This is a genomic window from Corynebacterium falsenii (assembly GCF_020099275.1).
In the GTDB taxonomy this organism is placed as follows: Bacteria; Actinomycetota; Actinomycetes; order Mycobacteriales; family Mycobacteriaceae; genus Corynebacterium; species Corynebacterium falsenii.
The window spans coordinates 399651-423321 of record NZ_CP083646.1; the positions used below are offsets into that span (position 1 = coordinate 399651).

A 23671-nucleotide genomic window follows, 5' to 3' on the forward strand; every position below is an offset into this window, starting at 1 on the left:
CCGCGGCAAAGATTAGGACACTCACCACTTATGCACCATGATTGCATTTGTGGATCATAGAGAACAGGACTCCCAGCCGACGTCGGGACAGCGCGGTCGCTTTCACGCGCCACTGCCGCCGGCGATCGTGCCCTCCAGTTCCAAAACTGAGCCTTCGGGTACCACTCCGCCCGGCTCGTCGCAGGCTGCTTCACAGGACTCTGGTTCGGCCCTGAGCCATCCGCAGGGCACCGAGCAGAAGGCAGCGCAGGCGACCGCAGACGCGCCAGCAGGCTCACAGAGGGAAAGCAGCGCTACTGGCGCCACCGATGCCACGGCAGACGCTGCTCCAACCCAGGGCAAAGCTTCCGCCGGTGCCGATACGGATACGAAAAAACACACCGCCGCGGATTCTGATGACAGTGCTATGCTCCGCACCGGCGGATCCATGGCCATTGCGACACTGCTGAGCCGTATTACCGGCTTCTTGCGCGCGGTCTTTATTTCCGCCGCGCTCGGTGGCGCTGTGTCTTCTGCCTTTAACACGGCGAATACGCTGCCGAACCTAGTCACCGAATTGGTGCTCGGCGCCGTTCTTACCGCACTTGTCGTGCCCGTGTTGGTGCGCGCGGAAAAGGAAGACGCAGATAAAGGCGAGGCCTTTATTCGAAGATTGCTGACAATTACCTTCAGCATCACCATTGTGGTGACCATTGCCTCCGTTCTTCTAGCACCAGTTCTGATCCGAATAAGCCTGCCGGAAGACGGCAAAGTCAATATCGAAATGGCCACGGCCTTTTCGTACCTGCTGTTACCGCAGATCCTGTTCTACGCCATGTTTGCCGTGTTCATGGCGGTGCTCAACACTAAAGGCATATTCAAGCCCGGCGCGTGGGCCCCGGTGGCCAATAACATTGTCACGTTGGCCGTGATGAGCCTGTATTTCTTCGTTCCCGAACAATCGCGCCTGCAGCCCACGGATAATGTGACATTTACTAATCCCCATGTGATGTTGCTGGGCTTGGGTACGACGTTGGGCGTGGTTATTCAGGCCGTTATTATGCTGCCTTATCTCAAAAAGGCAAACATTAATCTTAAACCTTTGTGGGGCCTGGATGATCGCCTTAAGGCTTTCGGCGGAATGGCCGTGGCGATTATTCTTTATGTCGCCATTTCCCAGGTCGGTTGGAACCTGAATAACCGCATCGCCGGTAATACTTGGGCCGTTGCGCCGACGATTTATATGCAGGCGTGGCAATTGCTGCAAATGCCGTATGGCGTGATTGGCGTGACGTTGCTGACCGCCGTCATGCCCCGCCTATCCAGGAATGCCGCAGACGGCGACGACAAAGCGGTGGTGCGCGACCTGACGGTGGCGTCGAAACTAACGATGATGGCACTGGTGCCGGTCATCGTGTTCTACACCTGCTTCGGCACCCTCATCGCCACAGCACTGTTTGCGTACAAGAACTTCAGTATGGACGACGCCACAGTGCTCGGTTGGACCGTGTCGTTCTCGGCCTTCACGCTGATTCCCTACGCCATCGTGCTGCTGCACCTCCGCGTGTTCTACGCGCGCGAGGAAGTGTGGACTCCGACCTTCATCATCGCGGGCATCACCATCACCAAACTGGCGCTGGCCTACACGGCACCACACATCGCCACCGAACCGCGACTCGTGGTGGTGCTGCTAGGTGCCGCCAACGGCTTCGGCTTCCTCGCCGGTGCAATCATTGGCGACCGGCTGCTGCGCCGATCGCTGGGCAGCCTGCAGTTCCGCAAGGTTACGAAGACGGTGCTGTGGGCGCTGGGCTCCTCACTACTCGGCGCGCTCGTGGCCTGGCGGGTGGATGTGCTCATTCACACTTACGTGTTTCCCGACGTGGCGAACCCGTACATGCTCTTCCGCCTGCTGATCTCCGGCGTGATCTTCCTCGGCGTGACCGGCGTGGTGCTGCTGCGCGCCCCGCTGCCCGAGATCTCGCTGCTGCTCGGCGTGCTCTCCCGCGTGCCGGGCCTGGCGAAGGTGCTGCCGAAGCCGCGCCCCGCCGACGTGGAGGAGGAGAAGCCCTACGCGCCGCAGCAGGCCACCTCCGCCCAGGAGCTGGCTGCACGCGAATCCGCCAGCATGTCCGGTTCCATGATGGGCACGGCCCTGCCGCCGCTGTCTGCCGGCCGGGTACGCGGACCGCGCCTCGTGGCCGGTGCACCGATCCTGGAAGGTCGCTACCGCCTGCTCGCGGACCACGGCGGCTCCAGCAGCGCTCGGCTGTGGCAGGGTCGCGACGTCTCCGACGGCTCGATTGTCGCCCTGACGATCATGGACCCGTGCGCCTACGTCAAGGCCCACGCGGAGCCGGGGGAGTACATCAACCCCAACGGCGCGCGCGTGCGCAAGGCCAAGGACGACATCCTGCGCCGCTCCGCCAAGCTCAAGGACCTCGACGAGCCGGGCATGGCGAAGGTCCGCCGCGTCATCGACTACGGCACCCTCGTGCTGATCGTCTCCGATTGGATGCAGGGGTCCCCGCTGACCACGGTGGCAGAATCCGCTCCTGATCCCTTGGCCGCTGGCTATGCGGTGGCTTCCCTCGCCGACGCCGCCGCAGCCGCCCACGACGCTGAGACGTGTTTGGGACTGGACCACCGCGATCGCCTCCGTGTGACCACCCAAGGCACCGCCGTGGTGGCATTCCCCGGTGTGCTCCCCAACAACAGCACCCGGCAGGACACCCACGGCATCGCCGTGGCGCTGGGCCTACTGCTGGAACACGTTCCCTTCGAGGACGTGCCGGACGCACTGACGAATGCCTACCGCACAATCAAGGACCTCAACTCCTCGGACACCGACGCGGTGGACCTGCGCAAGGTCGCCAAGCAGCTGCGCAGCATCGCCACCGGCGAGCTCAGCGTGGCCGAGGATGACACCCCGGATCCCTCCAGCCGCGCCGGCTTCGGTGCCGAGCGCAACCGCCCCCGCAACCTCGTCATGGCCGGTGGTTTGGCGTTCGTGACCGTCGTGCTGCTGGCGGCTCTCATTGCCGGCCTGGTGAGCATCCTGGGCGGCAACCGCAACGATTCGCCGCTGTCGACGAACTCGCTGCGCCAGGGCGCTGAATCCATCGTCGACGGCGACCCAGCCCCCGTTGCCCTGTCCAACGCGCGGGCGTGGATGCCCGTCAACGGCAAGGGGACCGAAGATAATCCCAGCATGGTGCCGCTCGTCCTCGACGGCAACCCGGCGACTCGCTGGGAGTCTGATGTGTACGTCAACCAGCTCGGTCCTGGGCCGAACTCCCTCAAGGAGGGCGTGGGTATCCTCATCGACCTGCCGCAGGACACACGGATCCACTCCGTTGCCCTGCAGGGCCTCACACCGGGCACCACGATGCAGCTGCGCACCTCTACAGGAGATCCGACGACGCTCAACGACACCACGCTGCTGGACACCGTCTCTGTGACGGCCCCGGACATGACGGTCGAGCTAGATCCCACTCGCCGGGATACGCCATCGACGACGCAACAGGTGCCCAGTGCGAACCCTGCATCGCCCTCGGATGCGGTGACCGTGACAGTCGAGCCCCAACCGGGTGCCAGCGCAAGCGCCGATCCGGGCAGCAACCCGAATAACGACCCGAAGGGGCCGGGTCGGCCCAAGGGCAACCGGTTGCTCCTGTGGATCACTGGATTGCCGATGCCGAATGCGGCGTCGATCAGCGACATCTCCGTGCAAGGCACCTGGCCTGGGATGAACGCGGAGGATCAGCCGGAGGGTTCGGAGTTATCCACAGCCTCGTCGCCGTAGAAACTAAGTTATCCACAGGCCCGGGGGAGGATAGCCAGCGGTCGGGTGGTGGCGTTCCTACAGTGGGGGCACACAGCGAGTGAACACGGTGGTCACGGGGTAAGGACCACCGGCTCGCTGGGGGAGGGGACAACGATGTTCAACGACATGTACGCACCGAAATTTCCGGAACACACCGACGAGGAACTGCTGCGAGACCACATCGCCGGAGTGCGCGGGGCGTTTCGCGAGCTCATTCACCGCCACCACCGGAAGCTGTGGTGGGCAATCAAACGCGCGGATGTGCCACGGGAGCATCACATGGATGTGTTCCAGGAGGGCCTGATCCGGATGCACCGCTTCGCCGCCAACTACAACGGCACCGGGCGGGCCACGGTATCCACGTGGATCACCACGATCATGCGCAACGCAGCGCTGACGTATATGCGCAAGTACGGCCGGGAGGCTCAGCCGGACGAGCACGAGTTCACCGACCGGGTGCGCACCGTGGCCTCACCCCGCGGGTTCCGAGAGGAGGCCACGGTGGAGCGGCTGGACTTGCACCGGTGCCTGCGGCGGCTCAGCCCGGATCTGCGGGCGGTCATCACACTCACGGCCTACTACGGACACTCCGAGCAAGAAGTAGCGCGGCAGTTGGGGATTCCGGTGGGAACGGTGAAATCGAAGAAGTTCCGCGCGCGGGCCGAGCTGCAACGCCACCTCGGCGGGGTAGGGGAATACCAGGTTGCTGCAGCCGGTTAAACTGGGGGAGATTGGCGCTACGGCTGGCAGTGGCGGGCCGTTGTGGCTGTGCTCTATCTGTGCTCTATCTGTGCCGTAACCGTGCCTTACGTTTTCCCAACCCTGCTGAAGGACCCACACCATGGCTGAACCGTTCCTCAACGCAACTGGCTTCCTGAACAACAAGAACGACTCTCGCGACGGCGCCGATTCCGCTGACTCCGCTGATCGTGGCGATACCGGTAGCTCTGTTCACGACGTCATCATCGTCGGTTCCGGACCCGCCGGGTACACCGCTGCGATCTATGCGGCGCGCGCGGAACTCAAGCCCATTGTCTTCGAAGGAATCGAGTACGGCGGACTGCTCATGCAGACCACCGAGGTGGAGAACTTCCCTGGGTTCCACGAGGGAATCATGGGCCCTGCGCTCATGGAGGAAATGCGCTCCCAGGCCGAACGCTTCGGCGCTGACCTGCGCCAGGAAGACGTTGAGCGGCTGGACCTGACCGGGGATATCAAGAAGGTATGGGTCTACGGCGAGGAATACCAGGCCAAGACCGTGATCCTGGCCACCGGTGCTGCGCCGCGCTACCTCAACGTGCCCGGTGAGCAGGAAATGCTCGGCCGAGGCGTATCCGCCTGCGCAACGTGCGACGGCTTCTTCTTCAAGGATAAGAAGATCGCCGTCATCGGAGGTGGCGATTCCGCCATGGAAGAGGCCGACTTCCTCACCAAGTTCGGCGAGACCGTGACGGTCATCCACCGCCGCGAGGAGTTCCGCGCATCAGCCATCATGGTGGAGCGGGCGAAGGCCAACCCGAAGATCAACTTCATTATGAACGCGAAGGTCGTTGAGGTGAAGGGCGATGCCGCCGTGAGCGCACTGGTTGTCGAAGACACCGTGACGGGCGAGACCACCGAGGTTCCGATGGACGCCATGTTCGTGGCCATCGGTCACGACCCACGTACGGAAGTATTCAAGGACCAGGTGGAAGTCCACGACAACGGCTACGTGAAGGTCGAGGAGCCCAGCACCCGCACCAGCCTGCCGGGCGTGTTCGCTGCGGGCGACGTGGTGGATTCGCACTACCAGCAGGCCATTACCGCCGCCGGCTCCGGTTGTCGCGCTGCCCTGGATGCGGAGGCCTACCTGGCATCGTTCTCCGACTCATGGGAGCCGACCCGCAAGTAGGCACACGCGAGAGCCGGCTCGCCCAGACCCCACCCAGACACCGCTCATCTCCCACTAGCTATATGAAAGGCCCCCACCCATGGCTGACATCATCAACATCACCCAGGCATCCTTCAAGCAGCAGGTTGTGGAATCGGACGTCCCCGTCCTCGTGGACTTCTGGGCCGAGTGGTGCGGCCCCTGCCTGCGCATGTCTCCCATACTGGATCAACTGGCCGAGGAACTGGGTGAGACGGCCCGCATCGCCAAGGTAAACATCGAAGAGGAGCGGATGCTCGCCGCGATGTTCCAGGTCATGTCCATCCCTGCGCTGATGGTGTTCCACAACGGTGAAAAAGTTGCTGAATTCAGCGGTGTCCAGTCTAAGGAAACCCTGAAGCAGAAGCTTGAATCCTACGCCTAACACACAGGTATCCCGCTCATTGGCTGGCTGCCAGTGAGCATAAAATAGTGCTGTGAGCTGCACTTTTTCTACGATCGGTTCCATGGGCGCGCCGAAGACGCGCTACGGAGGATTAGGGCAAAAGAACGGCGAACCGCCTAGAATATGTCCTAGCGGATTCTTGAATCCCCTTTTGCTCAGGTACCACCCGTGTGCGCGATCAACGATCGCTGCACCGACCGAAGAATGGAGTGTTAGCCCCCGTGGAACGTTTGCTTCTCCAGGTTGGCGACCGTAGCCCACGCGTCGCCGAGGTGCGTGGCACCCTGGCTCGCCTGGGAAAGCTGGAGGGCTACTCTGGTGACGCAACGGGCTCATCCAGCCAACGCTGGCAGCCCGAAGACGAGATCTTCGACGAGCACCTGGCGCAGGCACTCCGGGCCTTCCAGCAGCAGCGTGGAATCATCGCAGACGGCACCATCACACCGGGCACCCTGCGGGCCCTGCGCGAAGCCTCCTACAAACTCGGAGCCCGCGTACTCAGCCTGCAGAGCAACCAGTTCGTGGGCGATGACGTATCCCAGTTGCAAACGCAATTGCACGATCTGGGTTTCTACACCAATCGCGTGGACGGGCACTTTGGGCCGAAGACGCACGCAGCCGTGGTGAATTACCAAATGAACTATGGCCTGAATTCGGACGGAGTGGTCGGCCCGGACACGCTCCGCGCGTTGTCCTACTTGGGGCGTCGGATTACGGGTGGCTCCCCGCAGTCGATCCGGGAACAGGAGCAGATTCGCTCTGCGGGCCCGCAGCTCTCCGGCAAGCGCGTGGTCATCGATCCGGGCCTGGGAGGTTCGGACAAGGGCTACATCGTGAAGGGGCCGTACGGGGACATCTCCGAGGAAGAGATCCTCTGGGACCTCGCAGGCCGCGTGGAGGGGCGCATGATCGCCGCCGGCATGGAGACGATCCTCTCCCGGCCGCGGTCTGCCAACCCGTCCAACCAGGACCGAGCTAACATCGCCAACGCTTTCGGCGCCGATGTGGTCATTTCCCTGCGCACGGACATTTACCCCAACGAGAAGGCCAACGGCGCGGCGACGTTCTACTTCGGTTCCCTGACCGGTTACTCATCCGTGGTGGGCGAGAAGCTGTCTGGATTCATTCAGCGCGAGATCGTGGCCCGCACACCGTTGCAGAATTGCTACAACCACGGACAAACCTCGGACATTCTGCGCCTCACGAGCATGCCGACCGTTCAGGTTGTTCCCGGGTACCTCACGAGCCCCAAGGACGTGGGCATCCTCACCGATCCTGCGATGCGTGACACTATCGCAGAAGCAATTGTTGTGGCCGTCAAGCGTTTGTACCTGCTTGATGACGATGTGCACGCCACTGGCACGTTCTCATTTAGTGAGCTTCTGCGCGCGGAATCGCCGGACGCCTAGCGCCCGAGCCGCGCTCTTAATGAGCCCTCCGCCCGTCACGGTCCTGAGCATCTCAGGGCCGTTCATTGCTTTGTGGTCCTCTTCGGCGAAACGCGCGAACATGCTGGAGGCACCGGTGATCTCCGCGCGGTAGCGGGGGAAGCGCGGATGGTGTTGCACCACGGAAAACCCCTCGGCCTCCAGAATGTCTTCCGAGAGCATGGGAGCGGTGCTCAGCCGATCGGTGACAGGATCGCCGGTATGCGCCTGCTGTGGCTCGTCCCAGCCGCGGTAGGACTCCGGAATATAGTTGAGTTCTTGAATGGCGCTGAGGGGCTGGGGGAGGGCAGCACCGCCGGTGGCATTGAGGATGAGCTCGTCGTCGAAGTCCTCCACGCGGGCGAAGGCTTCCACAGCCTTGATTCCTCGGCGGTGGGCCTCGGTGAGCACCGTGTCGATCAGTTGGTGTTCCAGGTAGAGCCCCATGTATGGCAGGGCCACATGAACGGCGCTGAGCAGGATGGCATCGGGGGAGATGGGGGCAGTGGGCAGTTGGCCGATCCCGCACATGTACCGCGCCGGCGCGAAGAAGACCGTGGCCGCCGGGACGCACTGCGCTCCCTGGTCGCCAGTGCCCACGAAGGCGGTGTAGCCACAGATACCCCATTCGAGCAGCACCTGCTGCATCCACACTTGCTTGTCAAAGGTCGGATCCTCATGGGCCATGCGCTGCTCATTGTCGGAGTCCGGCGGGGGTAGCTCCCAGAACGTCGATGCGGCTGCGCTCGCCTCGATCTGAGACATGGTGGACGGAGACAGTGCCCGAATGGATACTTCCACTACGCTCCCTTCCAACCACGAATCTTTATTCTCGACGCCGCACCGGGCATGACACATCGCAGCGCCATCGTGTGGATACGACGTGGGGCCTGAGCTCAATGTCTTCCGTGTTGATGCGTGCCGACTATCCGTGATTCTATGCCTTGGCAGATCAGCGCGGGGAGGGAATCACAGAATCCACAGAAACAAGAATGCGGGCAATGTTTCACGTGAAACATTGCCCGCGCTACGTACGTCTGCCGGCGGCTTGCACACTCGCAGAGCCAGTACCGCGTACAGTGGTAAGCCTTCTAGTAGGAATCGTCCACACGCCGCGTCTGAACGCGTCCGGGGTGCTGTGGGCTCTCTGCGCCATACCCAGCTGCCACCACAAGGGCGACGGAACGATCATCCCGACCTTCCATACCGATGGCCGCCTTGACCTTTTCCTCGTCCCAACCCGTGGTTGGGGAGGTCGATAAGCCTTCACCTTGTGCCGCGAGAAGCAGGAAACCAGCCATCAGCATCGCGTCGCGAAGACCGGATTCACGTAGAGCTGCGGGGCTCTTGGCCCGTTGGAAGCCTTCGACGCGCTCGATGAGCGCTGGCGGAAGGATCTCAGCTGCATCCTCAGGGAGGATCTCAGTGCGCCCGAGTGCAATGAAGACTACTGGGGCAGATAGATACTGTTTTTGGCCGGAATCTTCGTACAGCTTTTGCTTGATCTTGGGATCGCGGACAACGACGAGATCCCGCATTTGGGCGTTGAACGCGCTTGGTGCTTCGAGGGCTAGCTCGACAACTTTGTCGAGAACATCATCAGGGATGGGCTTGTTCTCGTAGACTCGAACTGCGCGGCGTCGCCGGATGGCTTCTTCTACACTTATACTCATTGCCCTGCGTCTTTCGGTGGATTTATCGGGGCTAATGGCTCTGAGCCCCACTGCTAAAACGGGTTGGTCATCAGTCCTCTGAAGTGAAGCGCATCAACTCAATGATGCGCTCAAAATCCTCAGGACCACCGAATTCAACGACGATCTTTCCCTTTTTCTTCCCCATCTGTACTGAGACCTTCGTCTCAAGGGCATCGCCGGCCTGCGTAACCCACGTGCTCACAGATTCAGGAAGCTCTCCACGCTGGCTCTTCCGCTGAGAGGCAGGGGTGGGGGACCCACCCTCGCGGTTGAGAAGCGTGACGGCCTCCTCGGTTGCGCGCACGCTCATGCCCTCGGCGACAATACGATCTGCCAAGGCATTCTGAGCCTCTGCGCCGGCCTTAAGTCCCAGCAGTGCTCGAGCATGCCCGGCCGAGAGAACCCCCGCGCCGACACGTCGCTGCACGCCAACCGGAAGTTGCAGCAAACGAATCATATTGGTGATGAGTGGGCGGGAGCGACCGATGCGCTGTGCCAACTGCTCCTGCGTGACTCCGAACTCCTCCATGAGTTGCTGGTACGCCGCGGCCTCTTCCAGCGGATTGAGTTGCACGCGGTGGATGTTCTCCAGCAGAGCATCCCGCAACATGGCATCATCATCGGTTTCCCGAATGATCGAAGGGATAGCAGTGAAGCCTGCTTTCTTTGCCGCGCGTAGGCGGCGCTCACCCATGATGAGTTCGTAGTCGGTCTCTCCGTCTGGTGCACGGCGAACCACGATGGGTTGCATGAGTCCGAACTCGCGGAGCGAGTGAACGAGTTCGCCGAGGGCTTCTTCGTCGAAGACGGATCGCGGCTGCTTGGCGTTCGTCCGGATATTCGCTACGTCAAGTTCTTGGTAGCTCGCGCCGAAGTCGTTAGCAGCATCGTTCACACGTGCGGAATCACCCGCACTGGTGCCACGGTCGCTCGAATGTCCTTCCACCGATGATTCGGACCTGGAAACGCGATTCTGTGCGGGCTTCTTTGCCTTACCGCCTCCCTTCTCTGTTTCGTCACCGTGACGTTTATCCTGACTGGACTTGGTGACAGTTTTGTCCGCCGACGGGGAAGGGGAGGGGCTTTCCTGGCTCTTCCTACCGCGCGTACCGTTCTCACCGTTCCCGATGATGATATCGGCGGCACCGTTTCCGAGACTCGGCTTCGACGGCCCAGACGGAATCAGCGATGCTAACCCGCGGCCTAAACCACCGCGGCGGCTATCACTGAGAGCCGAAGCGCTTGGCATCGCGGGCTTCTTCTTCTGTGCCATGATCTACCCTTCCCCGTGTAGTTCAGGAGCAACACCGATCGGAACGGTATCCTCCGTTGGCTTGTAATCACCGCGCTTGGAAAACTCCACAGCGGCATCGAAGTAAGCGAGCGCACCTCGAGATCCACTGTCGTATTGCAAAACCGTTTGACCGTAGCCAGGGGCCTCGGACACCTTCACCGAACGCGGAATTCGGTTATCGAGAACCACCGATCCGAAGTGGTTACGCACTTCATCGGATACCTGCTCTGAGAGTTTGGTGCGGCCGTCGTACATGGTCAACAGCACGGCCGAGATGTGGAGCTGCGGGTTCAACGACTGACGGATCATCCCGATGTTATTGAGCAACTGACCCACTCCCTCGAGAGCGTAGTACTCGCATTGGATTGGAATGAGAACCTCATCGACTGCCGTCATGGCGTTGATCGTTAGCAGGCCCAACGAGGGTGGACAGTCAATAAAGACGAAGTCATATCCATGCTCCTCGATGAACTCATCGGACAGAGCGCTCTCTAGCCGGTATTCGCGGCGAACCATGCTTACTAGCTCGATCTCAGCACCTGCGAGATCGATCGTTGCCGGCACACAGTCAACGTTCGGATTATCCTTGTTTGTCTGGATTGCATCCTCCATCGAGATTTCTCCGATGAGAACTTCATAGCTGGAGGGCGTGCCCATACGGTGCTCGGCGTCGAGCGCGGTGGAGGCGTTCCCCTGTGGATCCAAATCCACAACCAACACCTTGAGTCCGTGAAGGCCCAAAGCCCACGCAAGGTTGACAGTGGAGGTCGTTTTCCCCACCCCTCCCTTCTGATTGGCAATGGTGATTTTTCGGCACCGATCAGGCTTGGCTAGGCGAAGCCCCTGCGGGTTTTGCATCTTGGCAGCCTGACGGGCCGCGCGAGCGATTGGGGTGTCATCCCAGTCGTGAGACGCCATGAAATTCCTATCCTTGAATTCGTCAATGTTTCACGTGAAACATTGAGTTTCACTGGTTCCAGAGTAGTAGGGGAGTGGGACACCAACAACGCGTCCACCATTGCTCTTAAGAGACTCGAGGAATCACAACGACATGGGTGGGCTCTTCTAGGACGCCCTCTCCCACCAGCTCTACCGATGCCTTACCGCCGCCAGACCGAACAATCTGCTGTGCATCGCGCTCTATCTCTTCACTAACGGACGCCCCCTTGAGAGCCCTCATGCTGCCCCCAACCTTAACTAGCGGAAGTGACCATGCCGCGAGCTTCCCCAAAGGCGCTACTGCGCGAGAGGTTACAACTTCAGCGCCCCCAATCGAACGAACAATGTCGCCATCCTCTGCTCGCCCGCGTACCACCCGTATCGAGAGGCCTAGCTCAGCCGACACTTCATCCAGGAATCGCGTCCTGCGGAGCAGAGGCTCTAGCAGTATCACGTCGAGATCTGGACGGGCTATGGACAGCGGAATACCCGGCAGCCCCGCCCCAGATCCCACGTCGATGACCCGGGCGCCGTGGGGAATAGCCTCACCGAGCACAGCAGAGTTTAGGACATGCCGTTCCCATATACGTCCAATTTCGCGAGGCCCGATAAGGCCGCGCTCAATCCCCTTCGTCGACAGAATGCTCGCATAATCTTCGGCCAGAGTCAGCCGTTCACCGAAGACCTTTTCGGCGCACGCCGGAGTTGGCCCAAGGACCTCGGCGGGGAACTCAGAATCGCTCACTGTGCAGACCTCTCACTCTCCATCGACCGCGATGTTTCACGTGAAACATTCTATCCCCCTTCGCCCGCGCACACCTATCCGTCGATCTATCGACACAGGAACAACAAAACTGTAATTACACAGCTAAGATTACTTAAACCGACACATAAGAAAACCGCCGCTGTTATCAGCGGCGGTTTTCATTGAAACGGGCTGGCGCTCCACTGCCCCAGGGCAGAACTTCGACTTACTCGAGTTCTACAAACTACTTACCCTTCTTCTTTTTCTTCTTCGGGTTATCCGGGCGAGCACCCACCTTCGGAGCGGAGGTGCGCTTCGTAGCCAGAACAGCTTCGCGTTCCGCCTCCTCCTCAGCATCCATCTTCTTGAACAGCAGCGTCTGCTGAATGAAGGACCAAGACATGTTTGTCGCCATGTACAGAGCCAGACCAACCTGCCAGAAGAAACCACCCATGAGGTACAGCACGGGCATGGCCCACAGCATCATCTTCTGCATCATGTCCATCTGCATCTGCATCTGAGCCTGACGCGGGTCATCGTTCTTCTTCGTCGGGTTAGCGTCCTTCTTCCGCTTAGCGCGAGCCATACTGATGCGAGCGGAGAAGTGCATGAGGACGGCCGCGATAATCATCAACGGCACAACAATCACGATGATGTTCATCCGGGTGAAGTCGACTTCACCCGTGGGGGAGAAGGCGCGGTAATTCACCGGGTCCATGTTGATGTAGCCGGATAGCGGAGCGCCCCACAGACGGGCGTTGAGGAACGACTGCACCTCGTCCACACCGAAGACATAGTTCGGCGTGTTACGAGTCTCCTCGACCGTCATACCCACCTGGCCGAAGCCGCCGGCGGTACGGTTAAACGATCGCAGCACGTGGTACAGGCCGATGAAGATCGGCATCTGAACCAGCACCGGCAGGCACGAGGCCAACGGGTTGACACCCATCTCCTTTTGCAGCTTGCGCATCTCGAGCGCGAGCGTCTGCCGGTCGTTCTTGTGCTTTCGCTGCAACTCTTGCATCTTGGGCTGCATCTCTTGCATCTTGCGCGAAGACCGCATCTGGTTAGCAGTCGGCTTCACCAGCAAGATACGGATCGTGAACACCAGGAATACGATCGACAGCGCCCACGTACCGCCAGCGGCCGGGTCGAGCACAAAGCTGAACACTTTGTGCCAGAACCACAACACCCCGGAGATCGGGTAATAAATGAAATTCAGCACGTCTAGAGGTCTCTCCTGTGAATCGGTTAAACGGTACGACTCTCGCCGCGTGATCTGCGTCGGGGCCAGCGTGGAGGGACGGGATCCCATCCACCGGGGTGCCAGGGTCCGCACCGAGCCAAACGTCCGATGGTCAGCAGCGTTCCCTTCACGAATCCATGTCGGGAATACGCTTCTAGAGCATAACTGCTGCACGTCGGATCAAAACGACACGTCGGACCCATTTTAAGGCCAGAGAGGTTATCTTGGTAACCCTCGATTAGTCGGCGCGCCATGGCGGCCCGACCGGACCCCTCCCGCTGGGGGGAGTGGTGTGGCGTCGACGAGGACGGACTAGGCCCAGACGTAGACCCGCCAGCAGCAGAACCGGCGGCACCGAGATCGTTAGGCCGCGAGGGCTCGCCGGATGCAGCTGTGCACATCTCTACTCAACTCCTCGACACTCGCGCTGGCGCTGGCGGGCAACGCGCGGATGACGATGCACGCCCCCACGGGTACCTCCAACGGCGAACGGCCGGAGGGTAAATCGGCGCCGGCCACCCCGGATCGGTTCTTCAGCACGTCCGCGGCCGCGTGCCGCAGATAACGGGACACGCGATGGCGAGTGACGGCGTTGCCGACAGCCTTGGAGACCACGAGACCCACCCGCGGGCCAGCCCCAGAGCGCTCGTCCACACCGCTGGGGACCTGCTCTGCGCGCCCTGCCCCCTGATATACGTAAACCACCACCGTGCGGCTGCCCTTCTTACGGCCTTTCCTCACCGTCTTGCCAAACAAGGCGGTGGATCGGAGCCGATGCTGCGGGGATAGCACGGTGGTGGTGGTCGACGGCGGGCCCACAATGGCGATGCATCAGCATCGCCGTGGCCCTATTCCGCCTGATTAGGCGGTGAGGGACTTACGGCCCTTACGACGACGTGCGGACACGATGGCGCGACCGGCACGAGTACGCATGCGAGTACGGAAGCCGTGCACGCGTGCACGACGGCGGTTGTTCGGCTGGAAAGTACGCTTGCCCTTAGCCACGGTACTTCACTCCTTTTCATAAAAGATCGCGGGCGCATCATGGGTCATGCGTGCCGCCCGCGATTGAGGTGGACGTGTAAATGCTGACGTCTCAAACATACAGTTCAAACACTCTATGCGGCCACGCGAAGCATCTCACGCAACGCTGCACATCATCAGCATGGACGGTAACCGATGAGCAACACAGCCCGCTCTCACTCGCGCTTACCCATAAAAGCCGCCACCACCGCGCACTCGCGGGAGGAAACCTCTAAGGGCAAACAAGCTGAGCGTGCAGTCGCAGCACAGGTTAGCCATAGACATTCCAAGGATACGTTGTTAGCGCGAGGTATTCAAAATTGGTCACCCCTGCCTCCACAAGCCCGTCACCTGTGTGTTTGCTGAATTGACCTCCGCCTGTGGATAACTCGACTACCCCCAAACTTTAAAGTTCTACTTTAGCCATTATTGCTGCAGCTCAGAGCCACATTTGCCCGGAATTAGGAGTTATCCACAGGAAGGTAGTAGCTTGGGGATAACATGTGAATAAAAGTTATCCACAGGTGTGGACAACCCTGTGGAAACGCAGCTTATGACCCTTTTGGGTCTGTGCACATAGCGGTGGATAGCGCACATCCTTTTGACAGATGCCATTCATCTGCCGTTTACCCGCCGCTACCCCTGAAACGGAGCAACGATTTGATTCGATGGTTAACAACGCACCACCGGACTAGCTCCTGACTGTCCCTCCACCACAGGGGCACAAAACCCCAGACCACGTAACCCAACCACATCCGGAACTGACCTGCCCCCATGACTGAACCTGACTTCCCGCTTCGCGAACACTTCCCCGACATGTGGAACGCGATTGCCGCCGACTGGAAAGCTGCCCCTGAGGACAGCGATTACCCACACTTGAGCTCACGCCAGCGCAGCCTGCTGAGCAAGTTCACGGCCGTGGGCCTCATGGGAAGCATCGTGGTCTTCGAAGCCGATAGTGGTTACACCAAGCAGGAAGTCGAACGGAAGCTCTCCAGTGCCATCAAACAGGTGCTGAAATCCAAGCTCGGGATGGATGTCACCCTCGCGGTGAGCAGCCACAACAATGCTCAGTCGCCGGCCGGGGGCCACGACGAACACGATGATGAGCACCACGCAGATCATCACGGTGATCACGCGGATCACGATGATCACACTCCAGACAACGACGCGGACCACGGCGAGCACGATCAACACACCGAATCTAGCGACCCCCGTTCGCCACGCCCCACCGGCACCCCGGCGCACTTGGCATCTCCGTCCCACCGTCAGCCACACGGCCCATCCCAGGGTTCAGGATCTTTTTCGCAGGTCACTTCCGGTATCGACGCCGCTACGAACACCCCGGATCAGACTGGGCGAAGCGACAGTCACGCCGACCGATCTCCCCGCACGGCTGCGGATTTCAGCGACTCCGAAATGTCGGCTGTCCACCCGGGGGGAGCTGTGGGCGTCGGCGGACAACGGCCACAACCCAGGCCGGGCGGGCGACAACCAGGATCGCCCAACCAGGCCAGCGAACTGGATGTTCCGCTCAACAAGGACTACACCTTCGATAACTTCGTGGTCGGTTCGTCCAATAACTTCGCCGCGGCCGCCTGCCGTGCCGTGGCGGAAGCCCCCGCGCGTTCCTATAACCCGCTGTTCATTTGGGGTGAGTCGGGGCTGGGCAAGACCCACCTGCTGCACTCGATCGGGCACTACGCGCGCCAGCTGTACCCGAACATGCGGGTGCGCTACATCAGCTCGGAGGAGCTGACCAACGACTTCATTAACTCCATCGCCAACGACAGGCGCGAGGCCTTCAAGCGGAATTACCGCAACCTGGACATGCTCATCGTGGACGATATCCAGTTCCTCCAGGGCAAGGAATCCACGCAGGAGGAGTTCTTCCACACATTCAACGCGCTGCACCAAGCCAATAAGCAGATCGTGCTCAGCTCGGACCGCCACCCGCGGCAGCTCACCACCCTAGAGGATCGCCTGCGCACGCGCTTCGAAGGCGGCCTGATTACTGATATTCAGACTCCCGATCTGGAAACACGCATCGCCATCTTGACGAAGAAGGACGAGGCCGAGGGCGTCTACCTTCCGGAAGAGGTCAAGGAACTCATCGCCAGCCGCTACGAGAAGTCCATCCGCGAACTCGAGGGTGCACGCATCCGCATCACGGCGCACTGTTCCATTAACAAGGAGCCGATTACCGCCGAGGTTGCGGAACGGGTCATGCGGGACATCCTGCCCGAGGACCAGGACGTGAAGATCGTCCCGCAGCACGTCATCGACATCGTGGCCGAATACTTTAACCTCACCGAGGATGACCTGCTGGGCAAGAGCCGCTCCAAGCGGATCGCTCAGCCGCGCAAGATCGCCATGTACTTGTGCCGGGAACTCACGGATTTATCGCTGCCGAAGGTGGGGGAGTCGTTCGGCAACCGTGACCACACGACCGTGATGCATGCGGAACGCGGCATTCGCAAGGAGATGTCCTTGGACAAGAAGGTGCTCGATCAGGTGCAAACCTTGTCGCAAAAAATCAAGGTGTATGCCCGAGGCTGATCCCCCAATCGTTCGAAAGCGGCGTTTTCGAACGCAGTAATCCACAGTTATCCCCAGTTTTGCTGAGTTATCCACAGGCAACCTGGGGATAACTTCGTGCGGCATGACCTGAACTTCCGGAGTGCCCGCGCGAGTTATCCACAATTCCACAGGGTTTTCCACAGGTGTAATTACAAACTTGTAATTCCGGGGGATACCCCTTCGGAGAGGATTTCTGCACTACAGGGCTGTAATTACAACTCCTGCCTGGGGATAACCCCCGTTTTCGCTGGGGATCAGGCGGTGGACAGCGTGTGGATAACTCGGCCGCGTCGCGTTTTCTCCCCACCCTGGCTACAGTTGTACACACGGCATACACAGGGTTAAGAACAGGTGGAAATATCCTGTGAACAGCAGAGATAGTGAGTTATCCACAGGTTCCACAAGACCTACTACACCTACTACATCTCTCTCTAAGAAAAATAACGAGAAATAGGGCGTGTGGGATAACCTTGGAACCATCGAAACCACACGAAAAGATGGAAGCTAGAGACAATAGATGAGCATGGACCAAACAGTGAGCTTCGTTGTTCCCAAGGATGACTTCTCGTCTGCCCTGGGCTGGGTAGCACGATCCTTGCCGAGCAAGCCCACGCAGCCGATCCTGCGCGGTGTTCTCATCAACGCCACGGATGACGGCCTTGAATTATCAGGATTCGACCGCGAGGTCTCCACGCGCGTGCGCATCAACGCCGAGGTCGATGAGCCCGGCCAGATCCTCGTTGCCGGTAAGTTGGCATCCGATATCGTCGGCTCCCTGTCGGACAAGCCAATCCGCATTGACTACGAGGGAACCACGGTTGTCATGACCAGCGGCAGCTCCCGCTTCGAGCTGCCCGCCATGACCATCGAGGATTACCCAGTTCTCCCGGAACTGCCCGCCGTCACCGGCACGATTGATCCTCATCTGTTTGCCGAGGCCATCTCTCAGGTAGCTACCGCCGCCGGGCGAGATGACACCCTGCCGATGCTCACCGGCATTCACGTGGAGATCGACGGCGAAAACATGGTCATGGTCGCCACCGACCGCTTCCGCCTGGCCGTACGCTCCTTCCAGTGGAACCCCGCCCAAGCCGATGCCGAAGCAACACTGCTCATCCCCGCGCGTACACTCTCCGATACCGCCCGGTCCCTCGACTCCGCGAGCACCGACCCCATCGAGATCGCTGTGGGCTCTGGCGAAGACATCGGCCGTGAGGGACTTCTTGGCATTTCCACGGAAACCCGCCACACCACTACGCGCCTCCTCGATGCAGAGTTCCCGAAGTACCGCCCCCTGCTGCCCACCAGCCACACGGCAATCGCCACCGTGGAGATCGGACCGCTGCAGGATGCGATTCGCCGCGTGTCCCTCGTGGCCGAGCGTAATTCCCAGATCCGCATGGATTTCAAAGACAACTCCGTGACCCTGTCTGCCGGCGGTAGCGACGTGGGCTCCGCGACGGAAACCCTGGATTGCGCCTTTGCAGGCGAGCCCCTAGTCATCGCCTTCAACCCGGGTTACCTCAAGGAAGGCCTCTCTGCCATCCACACCCCGCGCGTGGTGTTCGGCTTCACCATGGCCTCCCGGCCTGCCATCCTGCTTCCCGATCAGGGCGAGCTGCCAGAGGCCCGCGAAGACGGTGCATTCCCCACCCCGGAGACCGATTTCACCTACCTCCTCATGCCGGTCCGCCTACCGGGTTAAACCCCACGGCACAGCCATACCGGTCATCCCCCACTAAGAGCCTTCATGTATGTTCGTTCCCTCCGCCTCAGCGACTATCGCTCGTGGCAGAACCTCGACATCACTCTGTCCCCCGGAGTGACCGTCTTTTCCGGCCCCAACGGTCACGGCAAGACGAACATCGTGGAGGCTCTGGGCTATCTCAGCTATCTCGGCTCCCACCGAGTCAATAGCGACGCAGCCCTGGTCCGCGAAGGCTGCTCCGTGGCGAACGTCTCCGCCACGGCGGTCAATAACGGCCGGGAGCTCACCGCCACCTTGGCGATCCGCGCCCACGGCGCCAACCGCGCTCACATCAACCGCGCCACGATGAATAGCCCGCGGGAGATTCTTGGGATTGTCCGCACCACCCTGTTCTCCCCGGAGGATCTGGCCCTCGTGCGCGGGGAGCCGGAACAGCGCCGGGCGTTCCTCGATGCCATCATGATCGCTCGCTACCCGCGCTTGGCCGCGGTGAAGGCGGATTACGATAAAGCCCTGCGCCAGCGCAACGCCCTACTGCGCAATTCCTCGTTTGCCCTGCGCATGGCACTGACCGATGCCGAGCTCAATGACAGCATCGCCAGTGATGCCGAATCCGCCTTGGCCACCCTCGATGTATGGGATGCGCAGTTGGCGGCACTCGGCGGCCAGATCATGTCCGCCCGCATCCAGATCGTCCACGACCTGGCCCCTCACCTGCGGCAGACCTATCACGACCTCGCCCCGGAATCCCGACCCGCGCATATCTGCTACACGTCCACCATTGATTCCCAGCTCGAGGCCCTCGGGATCACACTTAACACCTGCGACCCAGAGTCCGAGTTAGCCCTGGTCAGCCCCGAGATCGCCGAAGCCACCCTGCTGCAGGCATTTGCGGATAAGCGCCCGCAGGAAGTCGAGCGCGGCACCACCCTGTTGGGTCCGCACCGTGATGACATGATCCTCATGCTCGGCACTCAGCCAGCGAAGGGCTTTGCCTCCCACGGCGAGTCGTGGTCCTTCGCGTTGTCGCTGCGCCTGGCCGCGTTTTTCATGCAGCGCAGCGATGGCACCGAGCCGATCGTCATCCTCGATGATGTCTTCGCTGAGTTGGATAACAATCGCCGACGCCGCCTTGTGCAGCTTCTCCACAAGGCGGAACAGGTATTGATCACGGCGGCTGTCGATGAAGATATCCCCGAGGAGTTGCGTGCGCTCGCTACGTTCTTCACCGTGGAGGCGGCAACGGGGGATAATGGCAGGGTCTCCCACATCAGTGCTGAAAACCCAGACCCCGCAGACACAGGAAAGGACCCTGAGGACTCATGACCACCGATCCAGTCGCCCGTGCACTGGAGAACCTCAAAAAGGCCGGTGGAACACCTGTGTCTGGGGCGCCCGTAGCGGCGTCGAGAAGAAAAAACACCACACAAAGGCGAGCCAGCCGGCGAATCCCCACGCGGATGGATGGCCGCGCCGACCGGAGTTACCGCGACCCCAAGGGTTTTCACGAACTCGTAGGCAGGGAGATCCGGCGGCAGGGGTGGCAGCAGCAGTTCAGCGTGCACAAGCTCATGAACGCCTGGGAGGAGCTCGTGGGCGACAAGGTCGCGGCGCATACGCGGCCGGTGTCGTACCAGCAGGAGAACCAACAGCTCGTGGTGCAATGCGATTCCACACCGTGGGCCACGCAGCTGCGGCTCATGCAGCGGTCCATTCTGCAATCGCTGGCCAGGCAGCTCGGGCCGGACGTGGTCGCGGAGTTGAAAATCCTAGGCCCGAACATCAAACTGCCGCGAACCGGGCGATTGCGGGTCAAAGGGCGTGGGCCGCGCGATGACTTTGGATGATTTCACGGTAGAATGGAGTGGTTAATAAGCCCTAAGCAATGAAGGAGCTTTTCCCACCGTGGGTGAACCAACTCAGAACAACAACTATGGCGCAAGCTCAATCACCATCCTGGAAGGACTGGAGGCTGTTCGTAAGCGCCCCGGCATGTACATCGGTTCAACCGGTGAGCGCGGCCTACACCACCTGGTGTGGGAGGTTGTGGACAACTCGGTGGACGAGGCTATGGCGGGATACGCCAAGGAGGTCACCGTCACGCTGCTGGCCGACGGCGGCGTGCAGGTTGTCGACGATGGCCGTGGCATCCCCGTGGAAGATCACCCCACCGGCCCGCCGACCGTCCAGGTGGTCATGACCCAGCTGCACGCCGGCGGTAAGTTCGACTCGGATTCCTACGCGGTGTCCGGTGGTCTGCACGGCGTGGGCATCTCTGTGGTTAACGCCTTGTCCACGCGCATGGAAACCGAGATCAAGCGTGATGGCTACCTGTGGCGCCAGGACTTCGAGATGGCTGTGCCGAAGGAGCTGCAGCAGGTCAAGAAGGCCCGCGGCACCGGCACCACCCAGCGTTTCTGGCCGGACCCGGACATTTTCGAGACCGTCCGCTTCGATTTCGACACGGTGGCCAAGCGCCTCCAAGAGATGGCATTCCTCAACAAGGGCCTGACCATCACGCTCATCGACGAGCGCTCCGATCAGGTGGATAAGGACGAGCTGGAAGACGCCGCCGAGGATGCAGCCGCGCCGAAGTCCGCTGAAGAAAAGGCTGCGGAGGAGCAGGCGAAGAAGGGTCCGCGCAAGCGCACCTACCACTACCCGGACGGGCTCAAGGACTACGTTGAGTTCATCAACCGGAAGAAGACCCCGATCCACCCCACCATCGTGAGCTTCGACGTCAAGGGCGAGGACCACGAGGTCGAGATCGCGATGCAGTGGAATTCCGGCTTCAGCCAGTCCGTGCACACTTTCGCCAACACGATCAACACCTTCGAGGGAGGCACGCACGAGGAGGGCTTCCGCGCTGCGTTGACCTCGCTGATGAACCGCTATGCCCGGGAGCACAAGCTCATGAAGGAAAAGGATGGCAAGCTCTCTGGCGACGATGTGCGCGAGGGCCTTGCTGCCGTGATTTCCGTGCGCGTGGGCGACCCGCAGTTCGAGGGCCAAACCAAGACCAAGCTGGGCAACACCGAGATCAAGGGCTTCGTGCAGAAGGCGGTCAACGAGCACCTCGCTGACTGGCTGGATGCCAACCCGGCGGAAGCAAAGGCGATCATCAACAAGGCTGTGGCCTCCGCCCACGCCCGCGATGCCGCCCGCAAGGCCCGTGACCTGGTGCGCCGCAAGTCGGCGTCTGACATGGGCGGGTTGCCCGGCAAGCTCGCCGATTGCCGCTCGAAGGACCCGAAGGTCTCCGAGCTGTACATCGTGGAGGGCGATTCCGCAGGTGGCTCTGCGAAGTCCGGCCGCGATTCCATGTTCCAGGCCATCCTGCCGCTGCGCGGCAAGATCCTTAACGTGGAGAAGGCCCGCATGGACAAGGTGCTGAAGAACAAGGAAGTCCAAGCGATCATCACCGCCTTGGGCACCGGCATCCACGACGAGTTCGACATCACCAAGCTGCGCTATCACAAGATCGTGCTCATGGCCGATGCCGACGTGGACGGCCAGCACATCGCCACGCTGCTGTTGACCCTGCTGTTCCGCTTCATGCGCCCGCTGGTGGAAGAAGGCTACGTGTACCTGGCCGAGCCGCCGCTGTACAAGCTGAAGTGGGGCAAGGGCGAGCCCGGCTACGCCTTCAGCGACCGCGAGCGCGATGTGATGCTCAAGGAGGGCCTGGAGCAGGGCCGGAAGATCAACAAGGATGACGGCGTGCAGCGCTACAAGGGTCTGGGCGAGATGAACGCCAAGGAGCTGTGGGAGACCACCATGGATCCGGTGACCCGCACGCTGCGCCGCGTGACCTTGGAAGATGCCGCCGCTGCCGACGAGATCTTCAGCATCCTCATGGGCGACGACGTGGTGGCTCGCCGCAGCTTCATCACCCGCAACGCCCGCGATGTGCGTTTCTTGGATGTCTAAGTCCACCCGTTCGAGGTCCACCCGTTCGAGTCGCTCAGCCCAGCGGCGGTCTCCGGAGATTGTTCCGGTGCGCATGCCGGATGCTTCCACCTCAGGGGTTCGGTTGTTCGACGCCGCTACGAGCTCCCCATCCTCGAGCTCCGCTGAGGCGACTGGTGATCGCCAGCTGCCTTTGGTGGTGATCTGGCCCGGTTTCGGGATGGGCGCGCGTTATTATGACCCGATCGCGTGGGAGCTGGCGGATCGCGGTTTCCCCGTGGCAACGGGCGAGCTGCGTGGCCAGGGCTCGTCTACGGCCAAGGCGTCTCGGTTCAGCCGGTGGGGTTATCACCAGCTGGCTTCCCAGGACTATCCGCGCACGATCCATGGGGTGAAGCGCCATCTGGATCTGCCCGATGATTACCCCACGGTGTTGCTGTGCCACTCCATGGGTGGTCAGATCGCCTCACTGTTCATTGCTCGGCCGGAGGCAGCGGAGCTCAACGTGATCGGCGTGCTGGGCGTGGGGGCCGGCAGCCCGTATTGGGGTGGCTTTGGTTCCCCGGAAAAGTATCGCCTGCGCTTCGGCACGTATCTCGTGCGTGCCACGGTGGCGCTGTGGGGTTACCAGCCCGAAGGTGTGCTGGACCTGGCCGGCTATGGGCGCCAGGCGGGTCCGCACTTGAGCGAGTGGTTCCGGTATGCCCACACCAACAGGTTGAATAAACTTGCTGGTCAAGATATGGATTACGAGGCAGCAAAGCGCACGGTAACCACCCCGGTGCTGCTGACCCGCTTCGGCAATGATGTGGATTGCCCGATGGCGTCTGCGCAGAACTTGGCTGCGGATCTGCCCCATGCTGCGGCGCCAGGCAGCGACGGCCCGGCGGTGGAGGAATTGCCGGGGGAGCTGAGCCACAACCGCTGGGCGCGGGAGCCGGACGTGGTTGCTGACCGGCTCGAGGAGTTCGTGGCTCAGCTCTGAT

General features: G+C 61.1%; 20 protein-coding genes. 11 read left to right on the forward strand and 9 right to left on the reverse strand.

Translation table 11 applies throughout. The features are described 5' to 3' along the window. Positions 1–49: 49 nt before the first annotated feature. The 5 genes from LA343_RS01935 (at position 50) to LA343_RS01955 (ending at position 7529) form a co-directional block, all read left to right on the forward strand. Positions 50–3784 (forward strand): murein biosynthesis integral membrane protein MurJ, encoded by a 3735-nt coding sequence (locus LA343_RS01935; RefSeq protein ID WP_224209198.1) that lies wholly within the window; start codon positions 50–52, stop codon positions 3782–3784. A 135-nt stretch (positions 3785–3919) separates the two neighbouring features. After that, positions 3920–4525, forward strand: a complete 606-nt coding sequence (locus tag LA343_RS01940; protein ID WP_025403873.1) for an RNA polymerase sigma factor — start codon at positions 3920–3922, stop codon at positions 4523–4525. A 121-nt stretch (positions 4526–4646) separates the two neighbouring features. Continuing rightward, a complete protein-coding gene (gene trxB / locus LA343_RS01945; RefSeq protein ID WP_025403874.1) occupies positions 4647–5696 on the forward strand; it encodes a thioredoxin-disulfide reductase in 1050 nt (349 codons plus the stop codon). Between the two features lie 79 nt (positions 5697–5775). Next, a complete protein-coding gene (gene trxA / locus LA343_RS01950; RefSeq protein ID WP_025403875.1) occupies positions 5776–6099 on the forward strand; it encodes a thioredoxin in 324 nt (107 codons plus the stop codon). A gap of 242 nt (positions 6100–6341) precedes the next feature. Beyond that, positions 6342–7529, forward strand: a complete 1188-nt coding sequence (locus LA343_RS01955) for an N-acetylmuramoyl-L-alanine amidase (RefSeq protein ID WP_025403876.1) — start codon at positions 6342–6344, stop codon at positions 7527–7529. Here the strand turns inward: LA343_RS01955 and LA343_RS01960 are convergent. From LA343_RS01960 to rpmH, 9 genes are all read right to left on the reverse strand, one after another. Then, positions 7488–8348, reverse strand: coding sequence for a hypothetical protein (locus LA343_RS01960; RefSeq protein WP_025403877.1), 861 nt, complete (start codon positions 8346–8348; stop codon positions 7488–7490). The genes LA343_RS01955 and LA343_RS01960 overlap by 42 nt on opposite strands. Positions 8349–8638: 290 nt before the next feature. Further along, complete coding sequence (locus LA343_RS01965; protein ID WP_025403878.1) at positions 8639–9220, reverse strand: nitroreductase family protein; 582 nt, start codon at positions 9218–9220, stop codon at positions 8639–8641. Positions 9221–9290: 70 nt separating this feature from the next. Next, positions 9291–10514 (reverse strand): ParB/RepB/Spo0J family partition protein, encoded by a 1224-nt coding sequence (locus LA343_RS01970; RefSeq protein WP_025403879.1) that lies wholly within the window; start codon positions 10512–10514, stop codon positions 9291–9293. A gap of 3 nt (positions 10515–10517) precedes the next feature. Beyond that, a complete protein-coding gene (locus tag LA343_RS01975) occupies positions 10518–11453 on the reverse strand; it encodes a ParA family protein (protein WP_025403880.1) in 936 nt (311 codons plus the stop codon). 106 nt (positions 11454–11559) lie between these two features. Then, positions 11560–12219, reverse strand: coding sequence for a 16S rRNA (guanine(527)-N(7))-methyltransferase RsmG (rsmG, locus tag LA343_RS01980; RefSeq protein ID WP_025403881.1), 660 nt, complete (start codon positions 12217–12219; stop codon positions 11560–11562). 244 nt (positions 12220–12463) lie between these two features. Further along, a complete protein-coding gene (gene yidC, locus LA343_RS01985; protein WP_025403882.1) occupies positions 12464–13444 on the reverse strand; it encodes a membrane protein insertase YidC in 981 nt (326 codons plus the stop codon). A 26-nt stretch (positions 13445–13470) separates the two neighbouring features. After that, positions 13471–13719, reverse strand: coding sequence for a membrane protein insertion efficiency factor YidD (gene yidD, locus LA343_RS01990; RefSeq protein WP_081737384.1), 249 nt, complete (start codon positions 13717–13719; stop codon positions 13471–13473). Positions 13720–13828: 109 nt separating this feature from the next. Further along, positions 13829–14257 (reverse strand): ribonuclease P protein component, encoded by a 429-nt coding sequence (gene rnpA, locus LA343_RS01995; protein ID WP_025403883.1) that lies wholly within the window; start codon positions 14255–14257, stop codon positions 13829–13831. A 69-nt stretch (positions 14258–14326) separates the two neighbouring features. Next, positions 14327–14470, reverse strand: coding sequence for a 50S ribosomal protein L34 (gene rpmH, locus LA343_RS02000; RefSeq protein ID WP_013889512.1), 144 nt, complete (start codon positions 14468–14470; stop codon positions 14327–14329). A gap of 792 nt (positions 14471–15262) precedes the next feature. Between rpmH and dnaA the strand changes: the two genes are divergently transcribed. The 6 genes from dnaA to LA343_RS02030 all read left to right on the forward strand — a co-directional run bounded on the left by dnaA (position 15263) and on the right by LA343_RS02030 (position 23670). Beyond that, the gene (gene dnaA / locus LA343_RS02005) at positions 15263–17047 is read left to right on the forward strand and encodes a chromosomal replication initiator protein DnaA (protein ID WP_025401696.1); all 1785 of its coding nucleotides are present in this window, start codon (positions 15263–15265) and stop codon (positions 17045–17047) included. 544 nt (positions 17048–17591) lie between these two features. Beyond that, complete coding sequence (gene dnaN, locus LA343_RS02010) at positions 17592–18773, forward strand: DNA polymerase III subunit beta (RefSeq protein WP_025401697.1); 1182 nt, start codon at positions 17592–17594, stop codon at positions 18771–18773. 45 nt (positions 18774–18818) lie between these two features. Continuing rightward, positions 18819–20102, forward strand: coding sequence for a DNA replication/repair protein RecF (recF, locus tag LA343_RS02015; protein ID WP_025401698.1), 1284 nt, complete (start codon positions 18819–18821; stop codon positions 20100–20102). Further along, positions 20099–20623 (forward strand): DciA family protein, encoded by a 525-nt coding sequence (locus LA343_RS02020; RefSeq protein WP_025401699.1) that lies wholly within the window; start codon positions 20099–20101, stop codon positions 20621–20623. Before recF ends, LA343_RS02020 begins: the two co-directional genes overlap by 4 nt. 58 nt (positions 20624–20681) lie before the next feature. Further along, the gene (gene gyrB / locus LA343_RS02025) at positions 20682–22706 is read left to right on the forward strand and encodes a DNA topoisomerase (ATP-hydrolyzing) subunit B (RefSeq protein ID WP_025401700.1); all 2025 of its coding nucleotides are present in this window, start codon (positions 20682–20684) and stop codon (positions 22704–22706) included. Next, positions 22699–23670 carry an alpha/beta fold hydrolase gene (locus tag LA343_RS02030; RefSeq protein ID WP_310648496.1) on the forward strand — a complete coding sequence of 324 codons (972 nt, stop codon included), beginning with the start codon at positions 22699–22701 and terminating at the stop codon, positions 23668–23670. Before gyrB ends, LA343_RS02030 begins: the two co-directional genes overlap by 8 nt. Position 23671 lies beyond the last annotated feature (1 nt).

What these genes read in the sequence shown, in the direction of transcription:
- LA343_RS01940 (WP_025403873.1), top strand. Translation starts at nt 3,920, where the DNA reads ATGTTCAACGACATGTACGCACCGAAATTTCCGGAACACACCGACGAG.
- LA343_RS01970 (WP_025403879.1), bottom strand. Translation starts at nt 10,514, where the DNA reads ATGGCACAGAAGAAGAAGCCCGCGATGCCAAGCGCTTCGGCTCTCAGT.
- yidD (WP_081737384.1), bottom strand. Translation starts at nt 13,719, where the DNA reads ATGGCGCGCCGACTAATCGAGGGTTACCAAGATAACCTCTCTGGCCTT.
- LA343_RS01965 (WP_025403878.1), bottom strand. Translation starts at nt 9,220, where the DNA reads ATGAGTATAAGTGTAGAAGAAGCCATCCGGCGACGCCGCGCAGTTCGA.
- LA343_RS02020 (WP_025401699.1), top strand. Translation starts at nt 20,099, where the DNA reads ATGACCACCGATCCAGTCGCCCGTGCACTGGAGAACCTCAAAAAGGCC.
- trxA (WP_025403875.1), top strand. Translation starts at nt 5,776, where the DNA reads ATGGCTGACATCATCAACATCACCCAGGCATCCTTCAAGCAGCAGGTT.
- LA343_RS01975 (WP_025403880.1), bottom strand. Translation starts at nt 11,453, where the DNA reads ATGGCGTCTCACGACTGGGATGACACCCCAATCGCTCGCGCGGCCCGT.
- trxB (WP_025403874.1), top strand. Translation starts at nt 4,647, where the DNA reads ATGGCTGAACCGTTCCTCAACGCAACTGGCTTCCTGAACAACAAGAAC.
- LA343_RS02030 (WP_310648496.1), top strand. Translation starts at nt 22,699, where the DNA reads ATGTCTAAGTCCACCCGTTCGAGGTCCACCCGTTCGAGTCGCTCAGCC.
- dnaN (WP_025401697.1), top strand. Translation starts at nt 17,592, where the DNA reads ATGGACCAAACAGTGAGCTTCGTTGTTCCCAAGGATGACTTCTCGTCT.
- recF (WP_025401698.1), top strand. Translation starts at nt 18,819, where the DNA reads ATGTATGTTCGTTCCCTCCGCCTCAGCGACTATCGCTCGTGGCAGAAC.
- dnaA (WP_025401696.1), top strand. Translation starts at nt 15,263, where the DNA reads ATGACTGAACCTGACTTCCCGCTTCGCGAACACTTCCCCGACATGTGG.